This window comes from Kitasatospora cathayae, from assembly GCF_027627435.1.
GTDB lineage: Bacteria > Actinomycetota > Actinomycetes > Streptomycetales > Streptomycetaceae > Kitasatospora > Kitasatospora cathayae.
Genome location: NZ_CP115450.1, coordinates 2,654,334 through 2,671,181 on the forward strand (window position 1 = coordinate 2,654,334; position 16,848 = coordinate 2,671,181).

14 protein-coding genes are annotated in these 16,848 nt (G+C 74.7%); 1 reads left to right on the forward strand and 13 read right to left on the reverse strand.

What is annotated here, in order from left to right; translation table 11 throughout:
• Positions 1-4: 4 nt before the first annotated feature.
• From O1G21_RS11725 to O1G21_RS11765, 9 genes are all read right to left on the reverse strand, one after another.
• Positions 5-1,165: a GNAT family N-acetyltransferase gene (locus tag O1G21_RS11725; protein WP_270143095.1), complete on the reverse strand. Its 1,161-nt coding sequence runs from the start codon at positions 1,163-1,165 to the stop codon at positions 5-7.
• Positions 1,162-2,028 (reverse strand): Wzz/FepE/Etk N-terminal domain-containing protein, encoded by an 867-nt coding sequence (locus O1G21_RS11730; RefSeq protein ID WP_270143097.1) that lies wholly within the window; start codon positions 2,026-2,028, stop codon positions 1,162-1,164. The genes O1G21_RS11725 and O1G21_RS11730 overlap by 4 nt, the downstream gene beginning before the upstream one ends.
• A 45-nt stretch (positions 2,029-2,073) precedes the next feature.
• A complete protein-coding gene (locus O1G21_RS11735) occupies positions 2,074-3,189 on the reverse strand; it encodes a glycosyltransferase (RefSeq protein WP_270143099.1) in 1,116 nt (371 codons plus the stop codon).
• Positions 3,186-4,037 (reverse strand): polysaccharide deacetylase family protein, encoded by an 852-nt coding sequence (locus tag O1G21_RS11740; RefSeq protein ID WP_270143101.1) that lies wholly within the window; start codon positions 4,035-4,037, stop codon positions 3,186-3,188. Before O1G21_RS11740 ends, O1G21_RS11735 begins: the two co-directional genes overlap by 4 nt.
• Entirely contained in the window at positions 4,027-5,772 is a 1,746-nt protein-coding gene (locus O1G21_RS11745; protein WP_270143103.1) for a lipid II flippase MurJ, read from the reverse strand. Before O1G21_RS11745 ends, O1G21_RS11740 begins: the two co-directional genes overlap by 11 nt.
• The gene (locus O1G21_RS11750) at positions 5,769-7,163 is read right to left on the reverse strand and encodes an O-antigen ligase family protein (protein ID WP_270143105.1); all 1,395 of its coding nucleotides are present in this window, start codon (positions 7,161-7,163) and stop codon (positions 5,769-5,771) included. The genes O1G21_RS11745 and O1G21_RS11750 overlap by 4 nt, the downstream gene beginning before the upstream one ends.
• A 6-nt stretch (positions 7,164-7,169) precedes the next feature.
• Positions 7,170-8,693 carry an exopolysaccharide biosynthesis polyprenyl glycosylphosphotransferase gene (locus O1G21_RS11755; protein ID WP_270143107.1) on the reverse strand — a complete coding sequence of 508 codons (1,524 nt, stop codon included), beginning with the start codon at positions 8,691-8,693 and terminating at the stop codon, positions 7,170-7,172.
• Positions 8,694-9,085: 392 nt separating this feature from the next.
• Positions 9,086-10,240 carry a glycosyltransferase gene (locus O1G21_RS11760; RefSeq protein ID WP_270143108.1) on the reverse strand — a complete coding sequence of 385 codons (1,155 nt, stop codon included), beginning with the start codon at positions 10,238-10,240 and terminating at the stop codon, positions 9,086-9,088.
• 168 nt (positions 10,241-10,408) lie between these two features.
• Entirely contained in the window at positions 10,409-10,849 is a 441-nt protein-coding gene (locus O1G21_RS11765; protein WP_270143110.1) for an SRPBCC family protein, read from the reverse strand.
• A 167-nt stretch (positions 10,850-11,016) separates the two neighbouring features.
• Here O1G21_RS11765 and O1G21_RS11770 point away from each other — a divergent pair, with 167 nt between their 5' ends.
• Positions 11,017-11,910 (forward strand): HipA family kinase, encoded by an 894-nt coding sequence (locus tag O1G21_RS11770; RefSeq protein ID WP_270143112.1) that lies wholly within the window; start codon positions 11,017-11,019, stop codon positions 11,908-11,910.
• Positions 11,911-11,930: 20 nt separating this feature from the next.
• Here O1G21_RS11770 and O1G21_RS11775 read toward each other — a convergent pair whose 3' ends face one another.
• The 4 genes from O1G21_RS11775 to O1G21_RS11790 form a co-directional block, all read right to left on the reverse strand.
• On the reverse strand, positions 11,931-12,263 hold the full coding sequence (locus tag O1G21_RS11775; protein ID WP_270143114.1) for a hypothetical protein: 333 nt from the start codon (positions 12,261-12,263) through the stop codon (positions 11,931-11,933).
• Between the two features lie 170 nt (positions 12,264-12,433).
• Positions 12,434-13,924 carry a S8 family peptidase gene (locus O1G21_RS11780; protein WP_270143115.1) on the reverse strand — a complete coding sequence of 497 codons (1,491 nt, stop codon included), beginning with the start codon at positions 13,922-13,924 and terminating at the stop codon, positions 12,434-12,436.
• A gap of 248 nt (positions 13,925-14,172) precedes the next feature.
• Entirely contained in the window at positions 14,173-15,324 is a 1,152-nt protein-coding gene (locus O1G21_RS11785; RefSeq protein ID WP_270143117.1) for an amidohydrolase family protein, read from the reverse strand.
• A 3-nt stretch (positions 15,325-15,327) separates the two neighbouring features.
• Positions 15,328-16,779 (reverse strand): type I glutamate--ammonia ligase, encoded by a 1,452-nt coding sequence (locus O1G21_RS11790; RefSeq protein ID WP_270143119.1) that lies wholly within the window; start codon positions 16,777-16,779, stop codon positions 15,328-15,330.
• Positions 16,780-16,848: the final 69 nt, after the last annotated feature.

The following is a 16,848-nucleotide window of genomic DNA, read 5'->3' on the forward strand; positions in this document are numbered from 1 at the left end:
GCGGTCAGGCCCGGCGACGGGCCAGCAGCGCCTCCTTGAGCCGGGGGAAGCGGGTGCGCAACTGGTGCACCGCCGCCTGCCGGAGGCGCACCGCGCCGGCCCGGGCGACCGTCGCCGGGGCCGGCCCGGCCGGACCGAGCAGCAGGCGCTCGTTGAGCAGTCGGTCCGGCCGCCAGCGCTGCTTGTACGGTTCCTGGCCGCGCAGCATGCCGAGCACCGGGACGCCCGCGCTGATCGTCGCGTCCAGGGCGGTGCTGAGCAGCAGCCCGGCGATGTCCAGCCGGTCGCGCAGCACCGGGTGGGCTCCGTACATGTACAGCCCGCTGCGGGACGGGCAGAGCAGCAGCAGGTTGACCGCGACCAGCTCGCCGTCCAGGTGGAACTGGTGGACGGCCGCCTGACCGGTGGCGACCAGGGCGAGGGTGGACTCGGTGAGGTGCCGGGCGAAGCGCTCGGTGCGGTGCTCCGCGGTGACTCCGCGGTCCTGCCACTGCAGGAAGTGCAGCCGCAGCAGCCCCTCCAGGGCGGCCGGCACCTCGTCCAGCGGGGTGGCGCGCACCCGGACCCCGGCCTCGGCGTTCTTGCGCAGCTTCACCCGGTTGCGCTGGGCGGTCTTGCCGGGCAGCCGCTTGAGCAGCCGCTCCATCGGGATGCCCGGAAGGTACTGGCAGAGCGAGTCCTGGTGGCGACGGCGGGAGCCGCGCCAGTGCTCGTACACCCGCTGCACCGCCGCCTCGGGGTGCACCTCGCGCAGTTCCAGCCAGTGCCAGGGGCGGGTGAGCGGGAGGGCGGCGGCGAGCTCGGCGGCGGCCCGGTCGGCGCAGTCGTCGTCGAGCAGGACGTCGCTGTAGTCGATCAGCGCGGCACCGAGACCGGTGAGGCCGCCGAACGGGCCGCCGCGCCGCATGAAGGAGCCGGCGCCGACCAGTCGGCCGTCCCGGCGGACCAGCACCACCAGCAGCGCGCCGGGGCGGCCGTAGTGGCGCCACCAGGAGCGCTGCCAGGCGGAGGTCTGGAAGAAGGTGGCGGTGCCGCAGCGGGCCACCAGGTCGTCCCACTCCTCGGCGAGGGTGTCCAGCGCGTCGTCCTCGCGGCGCAGTTCGGTGGTCCAGGAGGGCGCGCCCGGCTGGGCGGGCAGGCCGGCGGCCCGGGTCTCGGTGCTCATCGCTTGCTCCCGGCGGCGGCCTTCTCCTTGGCCGGGGGCTCGGACTCGGCCTCGGGCTCGGACTTCGTGTCGGGCTTCGACTCCGCCTTCGCTACGGGCTTCGAGTCGGTCTTCGGCCGGGCCTTGCCACCCTGCTCGCCACCGCGCGGGCGGGGCGTGGCCGGGGCCACGACGGCTTCGACGGCTTCGACGGCCTCGACGGCCTCGACGGCCTCGACGGCTTCAGCGGCCGGAGCGGCCGCGGGCGCCACGGCCGCCGCCGGAGCCGCGGGGGCGTCGAGGCCAGTCGTCTCGACGGCGGCCGCGTCGCCCCGCCGACGGGTCATCAGCACCAGCGACCCGAGCAGCAGCCCGGCCGCCGCGCCGACCGCGACGTCCAGCTCGGCGGAGGGCGTGGTCGGCTTGTCCGGCTCGGCGGCCGGGGCCAGCGTCACCAGCCGGACGTTGGTGTCCTTGCTGCTGGTGTTGGCGAAGGCGACCAGCGAGCGGGCCACCGCGTCGGCGGTCCGGGCGGCCTCCTGGGCGCGCGTCCCGGTGCCGGTGATCTCGATCATCGGGGCGTCCGGAGAGGTCGTCCCGGACACCAGGGACTCCAGCTCTCCACGGGTGTGGCCGGTCTCGGCGGCCGCGACCGCGAGCACCTGCGGCTGGCCCGCGAGCCGCCCGTACGCCTGGGCGAAGTTGGTCGCGGTCGCCGCCTCCCCCGGGTTCTGCGGCACCACGAGCACGTAGGCGCTGGCGCTGTACGAGGGGTGCGAGACGACGGCGTACCCGGCTCCGGCCGCGGCGCCCAGCGGGACCGCGAGCGCCACCGGCCACCAGCGGCGGACCAGGCGGCGGGCGCTTCGACGCGGTGTGGTCATGGGTTGACTCCTTGGGTCTGCAACGGCGGTGCCGGCTGCGGGCGGTCAGCCGCGGGCCAACCGGTCGTAGAGGGCGCCCAGGTCGGCGGCGACCCGGGCGATGTCGTAGTGGCCGACGGCCGGGGGGTGCGGCAGCGGGTCGGCGATGTGGCCGCTCAGCTGCCGCAGGTCGCGCAGCGCCGCGGCGTACGCGGCCGGCTCGGAGGGGATGCGGCGGGCCTGCGGGGCGGCGCTGGGCGGCAATTCGTCGAGCGCCGGGCAGGCGCTGTGCCGCACCGGCAGCCCGGCCGCGAGGCCCTCCAGCACGCCGAGGCCGAAGGTCTCCGTGGTGGAGGGGGCGGCCAGCACGTCCATGGCGGCCAGCAGGTCGGGCACGTCGTCGCGCTCGCCGGTGAGCACCAGCCGCTCCCGGACGCCGAGTTCGGCGGCCAGGCGTTCCAGTTCGGCGCGCTCGGGGCCCTCGCCGACCAGCACCAGCCGGGTCGCGGGGTCGAGGTCGACCAGCGCCGCCAGCAGCACCTCGAAGCGCTTGCCGGGGACCAGCCGGCCGACCCCGCCGACCACCCAACTGCCCTCCGGCAGGCCGAGTTCGGCCCGGACCCGGCGGCGGGCGGCGGACCGCTCGGCGGGCGGGCGGCGGTACCCGGCGGTGTCGATGCCGTTGGGGATCAGCTCGATCCGGGCCGGCGGGACGCCCCAGGAGCGCAGTGTCTGGGCGACCTGCCGGGAGACCGCGACGGTGGTGCTGCCGAGCCGCTCGGCGGCCAGGTAGAGGCCCTTGACGCCCCGGGTGATCGGTCGGCCCTCGATCACCCCGGCGTGCAGCGAGTGCTCGGTGGAGACCACCGCCCGCACCCCGGCCAGCCGCGCGGCCAGCCGGCCGTACAACTGCGCGCGGTAGAGGTGGGTGTGCACCAGGTCGTAGCGGCCGGCCCGGACCAGCCGGACCAGTCGGGGCAGCGCGCCGAGGTCCCGGTTGCCGCGCATGCCGAGGTGGTGGACGGCCACCCCGTCCGCGCGCAGCGCGTCGGCGACCGCGCCGGGGTTGGTCAGGGCGAGCACCTCGCAGTGCTGGTGCGGCGGCAGGTGACGCAGCAGCAGGTGGAGTTGGCGCTCGGCGCCGCCGGAGGCGAGCCCGGTGACGATGTGCAGGACCTTCACGTCCGACGCTCCTTGCCGACCCGCCGCAGCTCGGTGACGGCGTCGCGCAACCGGTGCCGGCCCTTCTTGGCGCGCAGCCGCCAGCCGCCGTCGCGGGCGCCGACGTAGCAGCGGGGCATGGCGAAGCGGCCGGTCAGCGGGGAGTGGGTGATGGCGCAGGCGTAGTCGTACCCGGCGTCGCGCACGGCCAGGGTGGCGGGCAGGTCGACGGCGCCGTACGGGTAGCAGAACCCGGTGACCGGGCCGCCGACCACCTCCTCCAGCAGGCGCCGGCTCTGCCGGGTCTGCACCGCGAGGACGTCGGCGGGCAGGCCGGGCAACGCCTGGTGGCCGAGGCCGTGCGAGCCGATCTCCCAGCCGGCCGCGGCGAGTTCGTTGACCTCCTCGACGGTGAGCAGCTTCTTGCGCGGGCCCTCGGTGTCCCAGCCGTTCTCCTGGCCGAGGAGGTCGGCGACCACGTACGCGGTGGCGGTGAAGCCGTACGCCTGCAGGATCGGTACGGCGTAACGGGCGAAGTCCGCGTAGCCGTCGTCGAAGGTGAGGCCGACCAGCTTGTCGTCCCGCCCGCGGGCGCGGGCCCGCATCAGCTCGCGGACCGAGACGCCGCGCTGCCCGCGCCGGTACAGCCAGGCGATCTGCTCGGCGAACCGCTCGGGGCTGACGGTGAGTTGGTACGGATCCTCCTCCTCGACCGCCACCGAGTGGTACATCAGGATCCACGGCGAGCAGGAGCCGGGGACCGCGGGTTCGCTGACCGAACGGCGGCTTCTGGGCAGTCTCGCCCGGGCGGGCGGGGCGTTGGTGACGCCCGCCCGGGCCGAACGGACGGTCCCCCGTTCACTGGGCATGGGGAAACTTCCCTTCATCGGCGGCGGTTGGCGGGTTCTGGTTTCGGGTTCGCCCGATGACCCGGGCGGCGGCGAGGACCGGGCCGCGCACCTCGCGGGCACCGACCCCGGTGCCGAGGGCGGCGAAGGCCAGTGCCACGGTGAGGCCCCCGGTGAGTGTCGAGAACAGCGGATCGACGGTCAGGCCGGCGGCGGCGGCGCCCAGTGCGGTGGCCCCGGCGGCGGTGGCGACCAGCCGGCCGTGGCCGCCGAGCACCCGGCGCAACCGCAGCGGGATGCCGCGCAGCACCAGGCCACGAAGCAGCAGCCCGGCGGTGGTGGTGATCCCGGAGGCGTTGCCGGCGGCCAGGCCGAGGGCGCCGAAGCGGGGCGTGGCGAGCAGGCCGACGGTGATGGTCACGCCGAGACCGAGCAGCATCGCGGCGAGCGGGTACCAGTCCAGCAGCCGGCGGCCGCCGTCCTCGCTGCGCGGATCGTCGACCCGGCGGACCACCGGGCGCAGCGAGAAGTACGGGCGGATCATCACGCCGATCAGCGCCTGGGCGGGCAGGCCGAAGCTGTACACCCGGATGACCTCGGCGGTGGCGGCGGTGTCGTGGGGGCCGAAGGCGCCGCGCTCGAACAGCAGTGAGACCACCGAGGGGGCGCATGCCATCAGGAAGGCGGTGCCGAGCAGGACGACCGCGGCGGCCTGGCCGAGGTCCTTCTCGACCCGGTCGCGGGCCGCCGTGAGGTCGCCCGCCGCGAGCGCCCGGGCGACCAGCGGGAAGGTGACGGTGCAGATCAGGATGCCCGCCGTCATGGCGAGTTGGGAGACCTTGGCGGCGTAGTTGAGGTGCGAGATGGTGCCGGGCGGCAGCGCCGAACCGAGGTAGCGCTCGACGAAGACCTGGGACTGCCGGGTCAGCGTGAAGGCGGCCACCGGCAGCAGGGCCAGCGGCATCAGCACCAGGGTGTTGCGGCCGCGCCGGCTGCGGCCGGTGGCGGCCTGGCCGGCCCGCAGCCGGCGCAGGAACGGGCCGATCAGCAGACCGGCCATCAGCAGGCTGCCGACCGCCACCCCGACGGCGGCCGAGCGCACTCCGAGCAGACCGTGGAAGCCGAACAGCGGGGCGAGGATGCCGAGGTTGTAGGCGACGTAGATGCCGGCCGGGGCGGTGAAGCCGTGGTGGGCGCGCAGCGCGGCGGCCAGGTAGCCGGCCACCCCGAAGGGCAGCACGGTGATCGCGGTGATCCGGGTGCAGGCGACGGCCAGGCCGGGGTCGGGCAGGCCGGGGGCGAGCAGCTGGACCAGCTGCGGGGCACCCAGGGCGACGGCCAGGGCGAGCCCGCTGAGGGCGAGCAGCAGCCAGGGCAGGGTGGCGCGGACCAGCTGGCGGACCGGGTCGGGGGCGTCCGGGTCCTCCTCGCGCAGCACCAGGGCGAGGGCGAAGGCGGGCACCATGAGGAAGGACATGGCGTCCTCGATCAGCAGCGGGGCGGCCGTCTCGGGGACGGTCCAGGCGACCAGGAAGGCGTCGGTGCCCTGGTTGGCGCCGAAGTAGCGGGCCAGCAGGAGGTCGCGCAGCAGGCCGAGGCCGGAACCGGCCGCGCTGAGCACGGCGGTGATGCCGAAGGCCTTGGCGAGGAAGCCGCCCCGGGGCGCCGGATCGGGCCCGGGGCCGGGCACCTCGGCGGAGGCGCTGCGAGGGGCCGGCAGGGCGGAGGGGACGACGGCGGGCTGGTCGGTGGTCACAGTGTCATCGCCCGCTCGTCGCTTTCGGCACCCGTGTGCCCCGTCGGCTCGGGGCGGGCCGCCTCCTGGCCGGCCGCGCGGGCGGCGAGGCCGAGGACGACGGAGGCCAGCACGGTGGTGGTGCCGCCGATGTCGGCGTAGAGGAAGTCGACCAGGAGCCAGGTGAGCAGGGCGAGGGAAGCCAGGGCGGGGGCGCGGCGGTGCCGCAGGCAGCCGATCAGCAGGGCGAGGAAGAGCGCGGCGTAGGCGGTGATGCCGATCAGGCCCTGCTCGCTGAGCACCAGGAAGTACATGTTGTGCGGGGAGAGCAGCGGTTCGCGCTGGTAGCCCATGGTCGGGTCGACGGTGTCGCTGCCGGAGGACAGCCGCAGCGGGGCGCGGCTGTCGCGCAGCTTCGGGAAGACCTTCGGTCCGGCGCCGTGGACGGGGTGGTCCTGCCAGATCCGCCCGGCGGTGGCCCACAGGTCGTAGCGGTCGGAGACGGACTGGTCGGGCGCGGCGGAGACGGAGCCGATCGAGCTGAGCCGCGCGGCGACGCCGGAGGCGCCGAGGCCGAGGCCGCCGACCAGGACGACGGCGGCGGCCAGGCCCAGCACGGCGCCGCGGACCAGCAGCCGGGCGTCGGCGCGCAGCAGCAGCACCACGGTCCCGACGCCGGTGGCGATCCAGCTGCCGCGGCTGAAGGAGACCGCGAGCGGGAAGGCGAGGAACGCGGCGGCGGCGAACGTCGCGCGGCGCAGCCGGGCGTTTCCGTCGGGGCCGCGTTCGCCGAGGGCGAGGGCGAGGGCGGCGAGCAGTCCGTAGCTGACCACGGTGGACATCGCCATGATGTCCAGGGCGCCGAAGGTGCCGACGGCCCGGATCGGCTGGCCGGTGTAGGAGGCGCCGGTGCGGGTGAGGTACTGGTTGGCGCCGACCACGCCCTGGATCAGCGCGGCGATCACGAAGGAGCCGAGGACCAGCCGCTGGTCGGTGCGGTCGCGCAGTGAGCAGAGCACGGCGGCGGGCACCAGGACGAACACCTGGGTGAGGCGGACGAAACCGGTGAGGCTGGTGGCCGGGTCGATCGAGCCGGCGGTGGCGACGGCGGCGGAGACCACGATGCCGCCGAACAGCACGCCGGTGGTGCGGCTGATCGCGGGCAGCCGTCCGCGCAGCAGGTTGAACGCGGTGAGCGCGACCAGGGCGAGCGAGGCGACGTCGGCGGCCGTGACGTGGACCGCCGCGGTGACGTCCTTCTCGCCGGTGGGCACGCAGACCAGCAGGACGGTGGCCGCGGCGAGCAGGCTCGGCCGGTCCGTGAGCGCGGGCAGGGCCCGCCGCAAGGCTGCTACTCGGCCGCTCGCCTCCAGCGCGCTCGGAACGGGATCGGCGGGAAGGGTCAGGGCCACGCCGGGTCAGCTCCCGTCCGGGTGGAGCATCAGGGCCGCGGTGCGGCACAGGATCTTGACGTCCTGCCAGAGGCTCCAGCTCTCGATGTAGCGGTTGTCGAAGCGGGCCCGGTCCTCGATCGAGGTGTCCCCGCGCAGGCCGTTGACCTGGGCGAGGCCGGTGAGGCCGACCGGGACGCGGTGGCGGTCGGCGTACTCGGGGTAGGCCTGGCTGAACCGCATGACGAAATAAGGGCGTTCGGGGCGCGGGCCGACCAGGCTCATGTCGCCGCGCAGGACGTTCCACAGCTGCGGCAGCTCGTCCAGCGAGCTCTTGCGCAGCAGGCGGCCGACGGCGCCCATCCGGTGGTCCTGGGAGATGTTCCAGCGGGTCGCCGACTCGTGCTCGTTGCTGGGGCGCAGGGTGCGGAACTTCAGGACGGTGAAGACCCGCCCGTCCAGGCCGGTGCGCTGCTGGCGGAAGAGCACGCCGGGGCCGGTGTCGAAGCGGACGGCGAGGGCGCACAGCGCGAGGACGGGCGCGAGCAGCAGCAGGCCGAACGCGGCGGCGGTGACGTCCAGGGCGCGCTTGCCGGCCCAGCCGGGGCGGCGCATGGCGGGGCTGTCGAGCCGCAGGCAGGGGAAGCCCCACAGGTGGTCGCCGCCGGCGATCGGGGTGGTGGGCAGCGAGCCGTGCTCGCGCAGCGCGGGCACCAGCCAGACCTGGCAGCCGAGCCTGGCGGCGTCGCGCAGGGCGGCGGCGGTGTCGGCCTCGTCGGCGGCTCCGGCGGTGGCGATCACGTGGTGGATCCGGTGCCGGCGGACCTCGCGCTCCAGTACCTCGCGGCCGCCGAGGACGGGCAGGTCGGTGTCGCCGGTCGGCAGCGGCGGATCGGCGTCCAGGAAGCCGACCGGGCGCATGCCGTACTCGCCGTGCTCGCGGAGGGCGGCGGCGACCTTGCGGCCGAGCCGGCCGGCGCCGAGCACCAGGACGGGGCTGGGGCGACCGCGGCGGATCCGCCGGACCAGGTGGTAGAGGACGCCGCGGCCGAGGGCGGCGATCAGCAGCTGGGAGCCGAGCAGCAGGATGAGGCGGGCCGGGGTGGCCGGGCCGCAGTCGGGCCAGCGGCCCTCCAGACAGCCGGCCAGGGTGACGGCGAAGGCGGTGGCGACCACGGCTCTGACGGCCAGGGCGGGCAGTTCGTCCAGGACGGACAGGGTGAGCCGGGTGCGGTAGAGGCCGCCGGCCAGGTTGAGCAGCAGGAGCAGCGGAAGTATGGCGGCGGTGCCGAGCAGCGGGGCGAGCGGGACGGCCGGCTCGACCACCCGGTTGGCGATGCCGGTGGCGGCGCACAGCGCGATCGCGTCGACCTGGCCCAGCGCGAGCGGCAGGGCGAGCCGGGAGCGGGTCGCCCGGCGGTGCCGGCGCAGCGGCGGCACCGCCCGGGTGTACGCCGCTCCGGTCGGCCGGTCGAGCAGCCCGGTGCCGGGCAGTCGCGGTCCGGGCAGGGACCCGCCGGATCGCGACACGCTCTCGTGGTCAATGGTCATCAGCGCACGAACTCCCCTACTGTGTGCTCGGGGCGACGGCCCCCTGGCACCGATAGGCATGGGGCGGCCGTCCCGGCCCGGTGGGCGCGGTCCTGACGGCACCTGCTATCGCCGGCGGCTCTCGGAACTCCCGCGAAGCGGCCGATCACGGAACTGCTGGTCACCTTGGACGCGGCCTCGAAGGGCCCGGACGCGAATTTCCGGGATGAAATCGAAACGAAGCAGACAAAATCCGACATTACCGAACTCGACCATGCAAGCCGGAAGTTGACTTGCCGTTTCATCCAGCCGCCCAATTAATAGGTATTTCTGACTTGATGCCTCGTCCATATCGGTTGAGGGTGCGAATACTCCAGCGCCGGGACGGCGGGGATTCACGGCATGTGAAACGATCAGATCCACTCTGGGACACGGGCCCGGCGCCGTCCGGCCGCCGGACCGGCACCCAGCAGGTCGCGGTACAGCGCGTCCACCTGTTCGACCACGGTGCGAACGTCGTGCCGGGCGACCACGTGGTCCCGCAGGCGGGCACCGCGTCGCTCGCACTCGATCGGATCGGACAGCGCTTCCGCCATTCGGGTGGCGAGCGCGTCCGTCTCCTCGGGCGGCACCACCGACCGCGCCCGCTCCGCCTGCGGCAGGCACTCCCGGGCGCCCGGCACGTCGGTCAGCAGCACCGGACGGGCGGCCGCCATCGCCTCCAACGGGGCCAGCGCCATGCCCTCCCAGCGCGAGGGCAGCACCACCAGGTCGGCCGCCGCCAGCCACGGGCGCGGATCCGGCACGTCCCCGACCAGCCGCACCCGGCACGGCTCGGCCGACTCCCGGACCGCCTCCGCCAGCCGCTGCTCATCCGGCCCGCCGCCGACCAGCGCCAGCCGGGCCCGCGGCACCCGGCGCAGCACCTCCGGCCAGGCGGCCAGCAGCACGTCCTGGCCCTTCTGCCGGCACAGCCGCCCGACGCAGACCGCGAGCGGGGCGTCCAGGTCCAGTCCGAGCGCGATCCGGGCGGCCCGGCGGTCGGCCGGCGCGTAGTGGCGGACGTCCACGCCGTTGGGCACCACCGCCCAGTCCGCGTGCACCCCGGCGGCCACGCCGTCCGCCCGTTCCTGGACGCTGACGCACAGCAGCCGGTGCGCCCAGCGGGTCGCGAAGCGCTCCCAGCGCAGGGTGGCGGCGGCCATCGGGCCGTCCACGGCGGCGAAGGACCAGGCGTGCGGCTGGAAGACGGTCGGCACCGCGCCGCGCACGGCCAGCCGGCCGGCCAGCCCGGCCTTGGCGCTGTGCAGGTGGACCACGTCGGGCGCGGCGGCCCTGACGATCCGGCGCAGCCGCCAGGCCTCGGCGGCGGTGCCCGCGCCGGGCGAGCGGTCGGCGGGCCAGTCCTGGACCAGCCCGCCCACCGCCGCGGCCTCCTCGGCCAGCCGGCCACCGCCCGGGCAGGCGACCAGCACCCGGTGCCCGGCCTCGCGCTGCCCCCGGACCAGATCGACGACGACGCGGGCGACTCCGCCGTCCACCGGCTGCGAAATGTGAAGGATCGTCATATGCACGGCGGCGAGCCTAGGGTGGCTCCCCCGCGCCCGGCGGCCGCCGTCACCCGCAGGTGGCCGGCCGTCCACCCGTACGGCTTTCGGCTCGTACGGGCTGACGAACCGCTCGAAACTCCGGCCGATTCACCCGCCCCGCCGGAAGGGCCGGTGCTCCGGCCGGGTTCAGCGGACCTCGGCGTCCAGGTTGGCCAGCACCTGGTCGTGGATCCGGTTCAGGCCCTTGGGGGCGAAGGTGCGCTCGAAGAAGCCGCCGATGCCGGTCGCGCCCTGCCAGGTGGCGGTGACGGTGACCTTGGAGCGGCCCTCGCCGGCGGCCGAGACGGTCCAGGTGATCACCATGCTGGAGTTGGCGTCCTTCTCCACCAGCTGGTCGGGCTTGGGCGCCGAGACGGTGAACAGGCAGTCGCGCACCCGCTTCTCGGTGGCCTGCAGCTTCCAGTGCACCTGGGTGCCCGCGCCGGTGCCGCCGACCCGGACCTCGTACTCGCTGTACTGCGCCGGCAGCAGCTTCGGGCGGGTCACCTGGTAGTCGGCCAGCGCCTCGTACACCCGCTCGGGGGCGGCGTCGTAGACCCGCTCGGTGGTGGCCTGCACCTGTCCCATGACCTTGCTCTCCTCGTGTGATGGGTACCGCTCTCCGTACCGTTCTCACCGGCAAGCCAATCACAGCGGCGGGGGCGCGACGCCCTGGGCCCGTCCGCAGACTCCCGTCGTCCGCCCGGGGGGCGGGCGGGGGTCTGCGGACGGGCCCAAGGGATAGGGTGACGGGTGTGCTCGATCTGGTGACTGCGCTGCGCTACGTGGACCCGCTGCGGGCCGGTGGCTCGGTGCCCGGTGTCGTGGAGACCGACGACCTGGGAACGTACGTGGTCAAGTTCACCGGCGCCGCCCAGGGCCGCAAGGCGCTGGTGGCCGAGGTGATCGTCGGCGAGCTGGCCCGGCGGCTCGGGCTGCGGGTGCCGGAGCTGCGGCTGGTGGACTTCGACCCGGTGGTCGCCGCCGACGAGCCGGACGCCGAGATCCAGGACCTGCTCAAGGCCAGCGCCGGGCTCAACCTCGGGATGGACCTGCTGCCCGGGGCCGCGGACTACCGGCCGGGGATGATCCCGGTGGACTCCGCCGAGGCCGGGCGGGTGGTCTGGCTGGACGCGCTCACCGGCAACGTCGACCGCACCGTCCACAACCCGAACCTGGTGGTCTGGCACCAGCGGCTCTGGCTGATCGACAACGGCGCCGCACTGGTCTTCCACCACCGCTGGGCCACCGCCGAGGCGTCCGTCGGCAAGCGGTACGACCTCAGCGCCCACGCGCTCGGCGCCTGCGCCCCGGACGTCCGGCTGGCGGACGAGGACCTCGGGCCGCTGGTCACGGTCGAGTTGCTGGAGCAGGTGGTGGCGCTGGTCCCGGACGAGTGGCTGGCCGACGAGCCCGGCTTCGACTCGGTGGACGCCGTCCGGCACGCGTACGTCACCCACCTGGCCGCCCGGGCGGTGCTCTCCGAGGAGTGGCTGCCGGAGGGCTTCGCCACACCCGAGCAGCTGCGCGAGGCGGAGCTGCGACGCGCGGCCCGCACCCGGGCCGGTCGGCCGGCCTGGCTGCGGGAGGTGCCGGACCTGCACGGCAAGCCGTCGGTGGAGACGGTGTGGGAGCACCACTTCGAGTGAGGGGGGTCCCGGCGGCGCTCCTAGACCCAGGCGACACCGGCCTGGTGGAGCCAGCCGAAGTTCACGACGGAGGCGCCGAGCAGCAGGCCGGAGCTCATCACCGCGAACGCGGTTTCCCCCGGCAGCTTCTGGGCCCGCGCGATCAGGGCCGCGAGGCCGAGGCCGAGCAACGGGCCCCCGACGAGCAGCAGGGGGAAGACCAGCCCGGTGAGCCCGCCGAGCGCGAGCCCGTACGTCCCGACCACGAGGGCGCACAGGACGATCGGCAGCAGCATCGGGACGGCGAGGAGGAGTTGCCCCACGCCCAGTGCCAGCGCGAGGCGGTTCCGCCTCCGGGGAAGGGCCTGTGCCATGCCGCTCGACTCCTCAGGTGGATCCGGTGGTTACGGCATCCATCCTGCGGGGCGAAGGTGGCCGCGGCCTGAGTACGGGTACTCAAACGCGGCTGGGGAGCGGGACCATGGGCCCCGCTCCCCAGCTCAGCGTTCGGTGCTCAGCGCTCGGTGGTCAGCGCGTCAGCGCGTCAGCGCCACCACTGGACCGCCTTCTCGGCGTTGATGATGCCCGCGCCGTAGAAGCCGTTGTCGTCCGCGCCGCCCTCGCAGGTGGCCTTCCACTGGGCGGTGCCGCCCGGGTTGAACTCGCCGGTCGGGCAGGCGTGGGACTCGGCCTGGTTGGTCAGCAGCTCGGTGAGCTCGTCCGGGCTGGCCCACGGGAAGGTGCCGGCGAGCAGCGCGACCACGCCGGTGACGTGCGGGGTGGCCATCGAGGTGCCCTGCATGTAGCCGTACTTGTTGCCCGGGATGGTCGACAGGATGCGACCGTCCTTGTCCGGGGTGTTCGGGATCTGGAAGCGACGGTCGCCACCCGGCGCGGCGACGGTGACGACACCCTTGCCGTAGCTGGAGTAGTACGACTTGTCGCCGTTGACGCCGACCGCGGAGACCGCGATCACGCCGGGCAGCTCGGTCGGCAGCGACAGGCAGTCGTTGGTGACCGGGCGGGTGCCGGGGCTGGTGTCGTCCGGGCTGGAGACGTCGGTGGTCTTGTGCGCCAGGTCGATGTTCTCGTTGCCCGCCGCGGCGACGTTCAGGACGCCCTTGCGCTGCGAGAAGGCGACGGCCTTGCGGACCGCCTCCGTGATCGCCGCCTGGTCCTTGTCGTTCGGGCAGTTGAACATCCACGGGTCGACGTAGTAGCTGTTGTTCGTCACCTTGAAGCCGTGCTCGCCGGCCCAGACGAAGCCGCAGACCGCGTTCTCCGGGTAGATGAAGCCACCGTCGTCGACGACCTTGACCGCGGCCAGCTTGACGTTCGGGGCGATGCCGACGACGCCCTTGCCGTTCTTGGCGGCGGCGATCGTGCCGGCCACGTGGGTGCCGTGGTCGCTGGTGGTCGGCTGCCAGGCCTTCCAGTCGGTGTTCGTCTTGCCGTCGATGCAGGAGACCGACTGCGAGGCGTCCACGTTGGCGGCCAGGTCCTCGTGGGTGGCGTCGATGCCGGAGTCCAGCACGCCGACCGTGACGTTGCGGCTGCCGAGCGAGATCTTGTGCGCCTTGTCGACACCGATCTGGCGCATGTCCCACTGGTTGGGCTCGTACGGCTCCTGGCCGTCGGCAGCGGCGGCGGCACCGGTCGGCTCGGCGGCGACCTCGGCCTTGCTCTGGTCCGCGGCGAGGATGCCCTTGGTGCGGCTGGCGCCGACCGAGTCGACGCCCTTGGCCAGGCGCAGCTTCTCCGCGAACTTGGTGTCGTTGGAGCGGGCGACGATGACGCCGACCTGCTCGTACGACTGGACCACCGTGCCGCCGAGGCCGCTGATGGCCTTCTCGACCTTCTGCACCTGACCGTGGTTGGCCTTGGTGTTGACGACGTAGCTGAGCAGCGGACCGGTCGTCGAGTCGCCGGTGGGCGCCGCGACGGCGGTGCCGGCCGGGAGCGCGAGGGCGCCGGCGGTGGCGAGCACGAGGCCCACTGCCGCGTACCGGGTCCGGCTGATCCGAGTAACTCTCATTGGGGTTGGCCCTCCCGAGTCGTCATGCGGCAGCTGCGGTGTGGCAGGTGCGCTGGGATGACCGGGACGTTAATGAATATTCGCTGATATGCGCAAGAGGTAGTCATCTAATCGTCACATCTAGACCAACAGCGGAGGTTAGCGTTCCACCGGTCAACAAGGGCAACAGAGCTGGAGATTGTTAAAAAGTGATGGTTCGCCGACGAGCCGACGCGACCGGGCATGTACGCGAAGAGCCGGCGAAACGCCTACTGGAGCGCGTACAACCGGCGCGCGTTGTCGGCGGCGACCAGCCGAGCCAGCCGCTGGGCGTCCGGGGCCGAACAGGCGCCGCCCGCCTGCCAGTCGGAGAGCAGCATGCCCAGTCCGTACCGGAACTGTGCGGCGCCCGCCACGAACAGTTCGGGAAGTCCGTAGGCATCGGTGGAGAACAACAGTTTTCCGAACGGCGCCAGTTCCAGCATCTCGCCGAGCACCGCCGCCACCCGCGGCCCGGTGTAGGAGGCCGTCAGCCCGAGGTCGGTGTACACGGTCGGAAAGGCCTGGGCCAGCCAGGCGGCCTGCCGGTGGTACGGATAGCCGTGCAGCAGCACCAGCGGGACGCCGCTCGGCTCGGCGGCGCGGACGAAGTCGGTCAGCAGGGACGGGTCGGCGCGGTGCAGGGTGAGGTCGGGATCGCCGAAGCCGGTGTGGAGTTGGAGCGGCAGGCCCAGTTCGGCGCAGACGTCCACGGCCGTCCAGAGCAGGTGGTGCAGCAGCACCGGGTCGGCCAGCCGGCCGCGCCCGCCGCGCAGCCAGGCCCCGGCGGCGGCCACCACGGCGGGGCGCGCGGGGCGTTCGGCCGGGACGGCCAGACCGTGCCGGTAGGCGAGCACCGACTTGACCGCGACCGCGCCGGTGGCGGCCACCGCCAGCGCCTCGCCGACGGCCCGGGGCCAGTCCTCCGCCCCTGCCGTCACCGACTCGGCCACCGCCTCCAGCCGGACCACCTCGCGCACCACCGCCCCGGCGGCCTCGGCGAGTTCGGTCAGCGGCAGCAGCTCGCGGCCCGCGGCGGCGGTCAGCCCGGTGTCCACCAGGCAGGTGTCCAGCCCGGCGGCGGCGAGCAGTCGGCGGGTGGCCTCGGCGGCGCCCAACTCGCGCCGCCGGGCCAGGTAGTCGGCGGCCGGGGCGTGCACGGGCAGGCCGAGCGCGGGCGGGCACCAGCGCCGCACGGCCAGGCCGAGCGCGCTGTCGAAGGGCGAACACCCGGGCGCGGGCGGGCGGTCGGACTCGGTGAGCAGCCCGGCCAGGGCGTCGTCGGCGAGCTCGGCCGCCACCACGCTGTGGCAGTGGTGGTCGACCAGCGCGCCGACCTCCAGGACCCCGGCCTCCGGAACCCCGGCCTCCGACCGGACCACCGCTCAGTACCGCCAGCGCGTCGCGGCGACCAACTCCTCGGGACCGACGGCCGCGTACTGCTCGGCCTCGGCCCGGCGCACCGCCAGCACGGCCTGGTGGAGCGGCTCGCCGAGCGCCTCGCGCAGCACCGCCGAGCCCTCGTACGCGGCGATCGCCTCGGCCGGGCCCTGCGGCAGCCGGGGCACCGTGCCGGGCTCGGCCTCGGCCGGATCCCCGGTGAACTCCGGCGGCAGGGCCAGGCGTTGCTCCAGCCCGGCGAGGCCGGCGGCGACCACCGCGCCGACCGCCAGGTACGGATTGGCGCTCGCGTCGAAGCACTTGACCTCGGCGTTCGCGGCGGCGGCCCGCTCCCCGGTGGAGCCGGTGACCAGGCGCAGCGCGGCCTCCCGGTTCTCCAGGCCCCAGCACTGGTACGCCCCGGCCCAGTGCGAGGGCACCAGCCGCAGGTACCCCGCGGGGCTGGAGCAGCCCAGCACGAGGAGTTCGGGCAGCGCTCGGAGCACCCCGGCGAGGAAGCCCTCGGCCTCGGCCGTCAGCCCGTGCGGGCCGGAGCCGCCGTGGCCGAGGTTGTGGCCGTCCCGCCAGAGGCTGAGGTGCAGGTGCCCGCCGTTGCCGACGACGTCGGGCTCGACCAGCGGGGCGAAGGACGTCCGCAGGCCGTACTTGGCGGAGACGGCGCGGATGGTGTGCCGGACCAGGACGGAGGTGTCGGCGGCGCCGACCGGCCCCTCGGGGGCGACCGAGACCTCGAACTGGCCCGGGGCGTACTCGGGGTGGATCTGCAGCACGCTGAGCCCCTGCTCGCCGAGGGCGCGCAGGACGTCCCGCAGGTAGTCGGAGAGGTCGGTGAGCCGGTGCATGCCGTAGGCGGGGCCGTGCGTCGGGTACTGCGGCGGCTCGTGCGGCGGCCCGGCCAGGGCGACCACCCACTCGACCTCGATGCCGGCCCGGAGGCTCAGCCCGCGGGCGGCGGCCGCGGCCTCCATCCGGCGGGCGAACAGGCGTTGGCAGCCTGGGTGCGGGCCGCCGGCCTGGGTGTGGCGGTCCCCCGGGGCCCAGGCCCAGCCGGGCTGGGCGGCCAGCGGGACGAGCCGGTCGAGGTCGGGGTAGAGGCGCAGGTCCCCGGTGGGGCCGCCGATGAACGGGCTGGTGGTGCTGGCGTCGTCGGCGAGGAACACGTCGAAGCAGGGCGCGGTGCCGACGCCCCACTCGGCCGCGTGCACCAGGGCGCTGACCGGCACGGCCTTGACCCGGCTGATGCCGGCGTTGTCCACCCAGGTGACGGCCACCGCCTCGACGGCGGCGGTGCGCAGCCGGTCGGCGGCCTCCTCGGCCCGCGCGGCGCGCTCGGCCCGCGGGGGCAGCGCGACGGCGGCCGCGAGGGCGGCGGCGGATGCGCCGGGGCCGAGCGGCTCGGCGGGACCGGCGGCCTGGGAGGCAGTCACAGCGCTCATGTCACCATGCTGCCCCGCGAACCGGGTGCCGGTAACTCCCCTATCGAGTGGAACAAATGGACGCCCGTC

Coding starts and splice junctions, on each gene's coding strand:
- O1G21_RS11740 (WP_270143101.1), bottom strand. CDS start 4,037: ATGCCCAGTGAACGGGGGACCGTCCGTTCGGCCCGGGCGGGCGTCACC.
- O1G21_RS11780 (WP_270143115.1), bottom strand. CDS start 13,924: ATGAGAGTTACTCGGATCAGCCGGACCCGGTACGCGGCAGTGGGCCTC.
- O1G21_RS11760 (WP_270143108.1), bottom strand. CDS start 10,240: ATGACGATCCTTCACATTTCGCAGCCGGTGGACGGCGGAGTCGCCCGC.
- O1G21_RS11755 (WP_270143107.1), bottom strand. CDS start 8,693: ATGACCATTGACCACGAGAGCGTGTCGCGATCCGGCGGGTCCCTGCCC.
- O1G21_RS11790 (WP_270143119.1), bottom strand. CDS start 16,779: ATGAGCGCTGTGACTGCCTCCCAGGCCGCCGGTCCCGCCGAGCCGCTC.
- O1G21_RS11765 (WP_270143110.1), bottom strand. CDS start 10,849: ATGGGACAGGTGCAGGCCACCACCGAGCGGGTCTACGACGCCGCCCCC.
- O1G21_RS11775 (WP_270143114.1), bottom strand. CDS start 12,263: ATGGCACAGGCCCTTCCCCGGAGGCGGAACCGCCTCGCGCTGGCACTG.
- O1G21_RS11730 (WP_270143097.1), bottom strand. CDS start 2,028: ATGACCACACCGCGTCGAAGCGCCCGCCGCCTGGTCCGCCGCTGGTGG.
- O1G21_RS11725 (WP_270143095.1), bottom strand. CDS start 1,165: ATGAGCACCGAGACCCGGGCCGCCGGCCTGCCCGCCCAGCCGGGCGCG.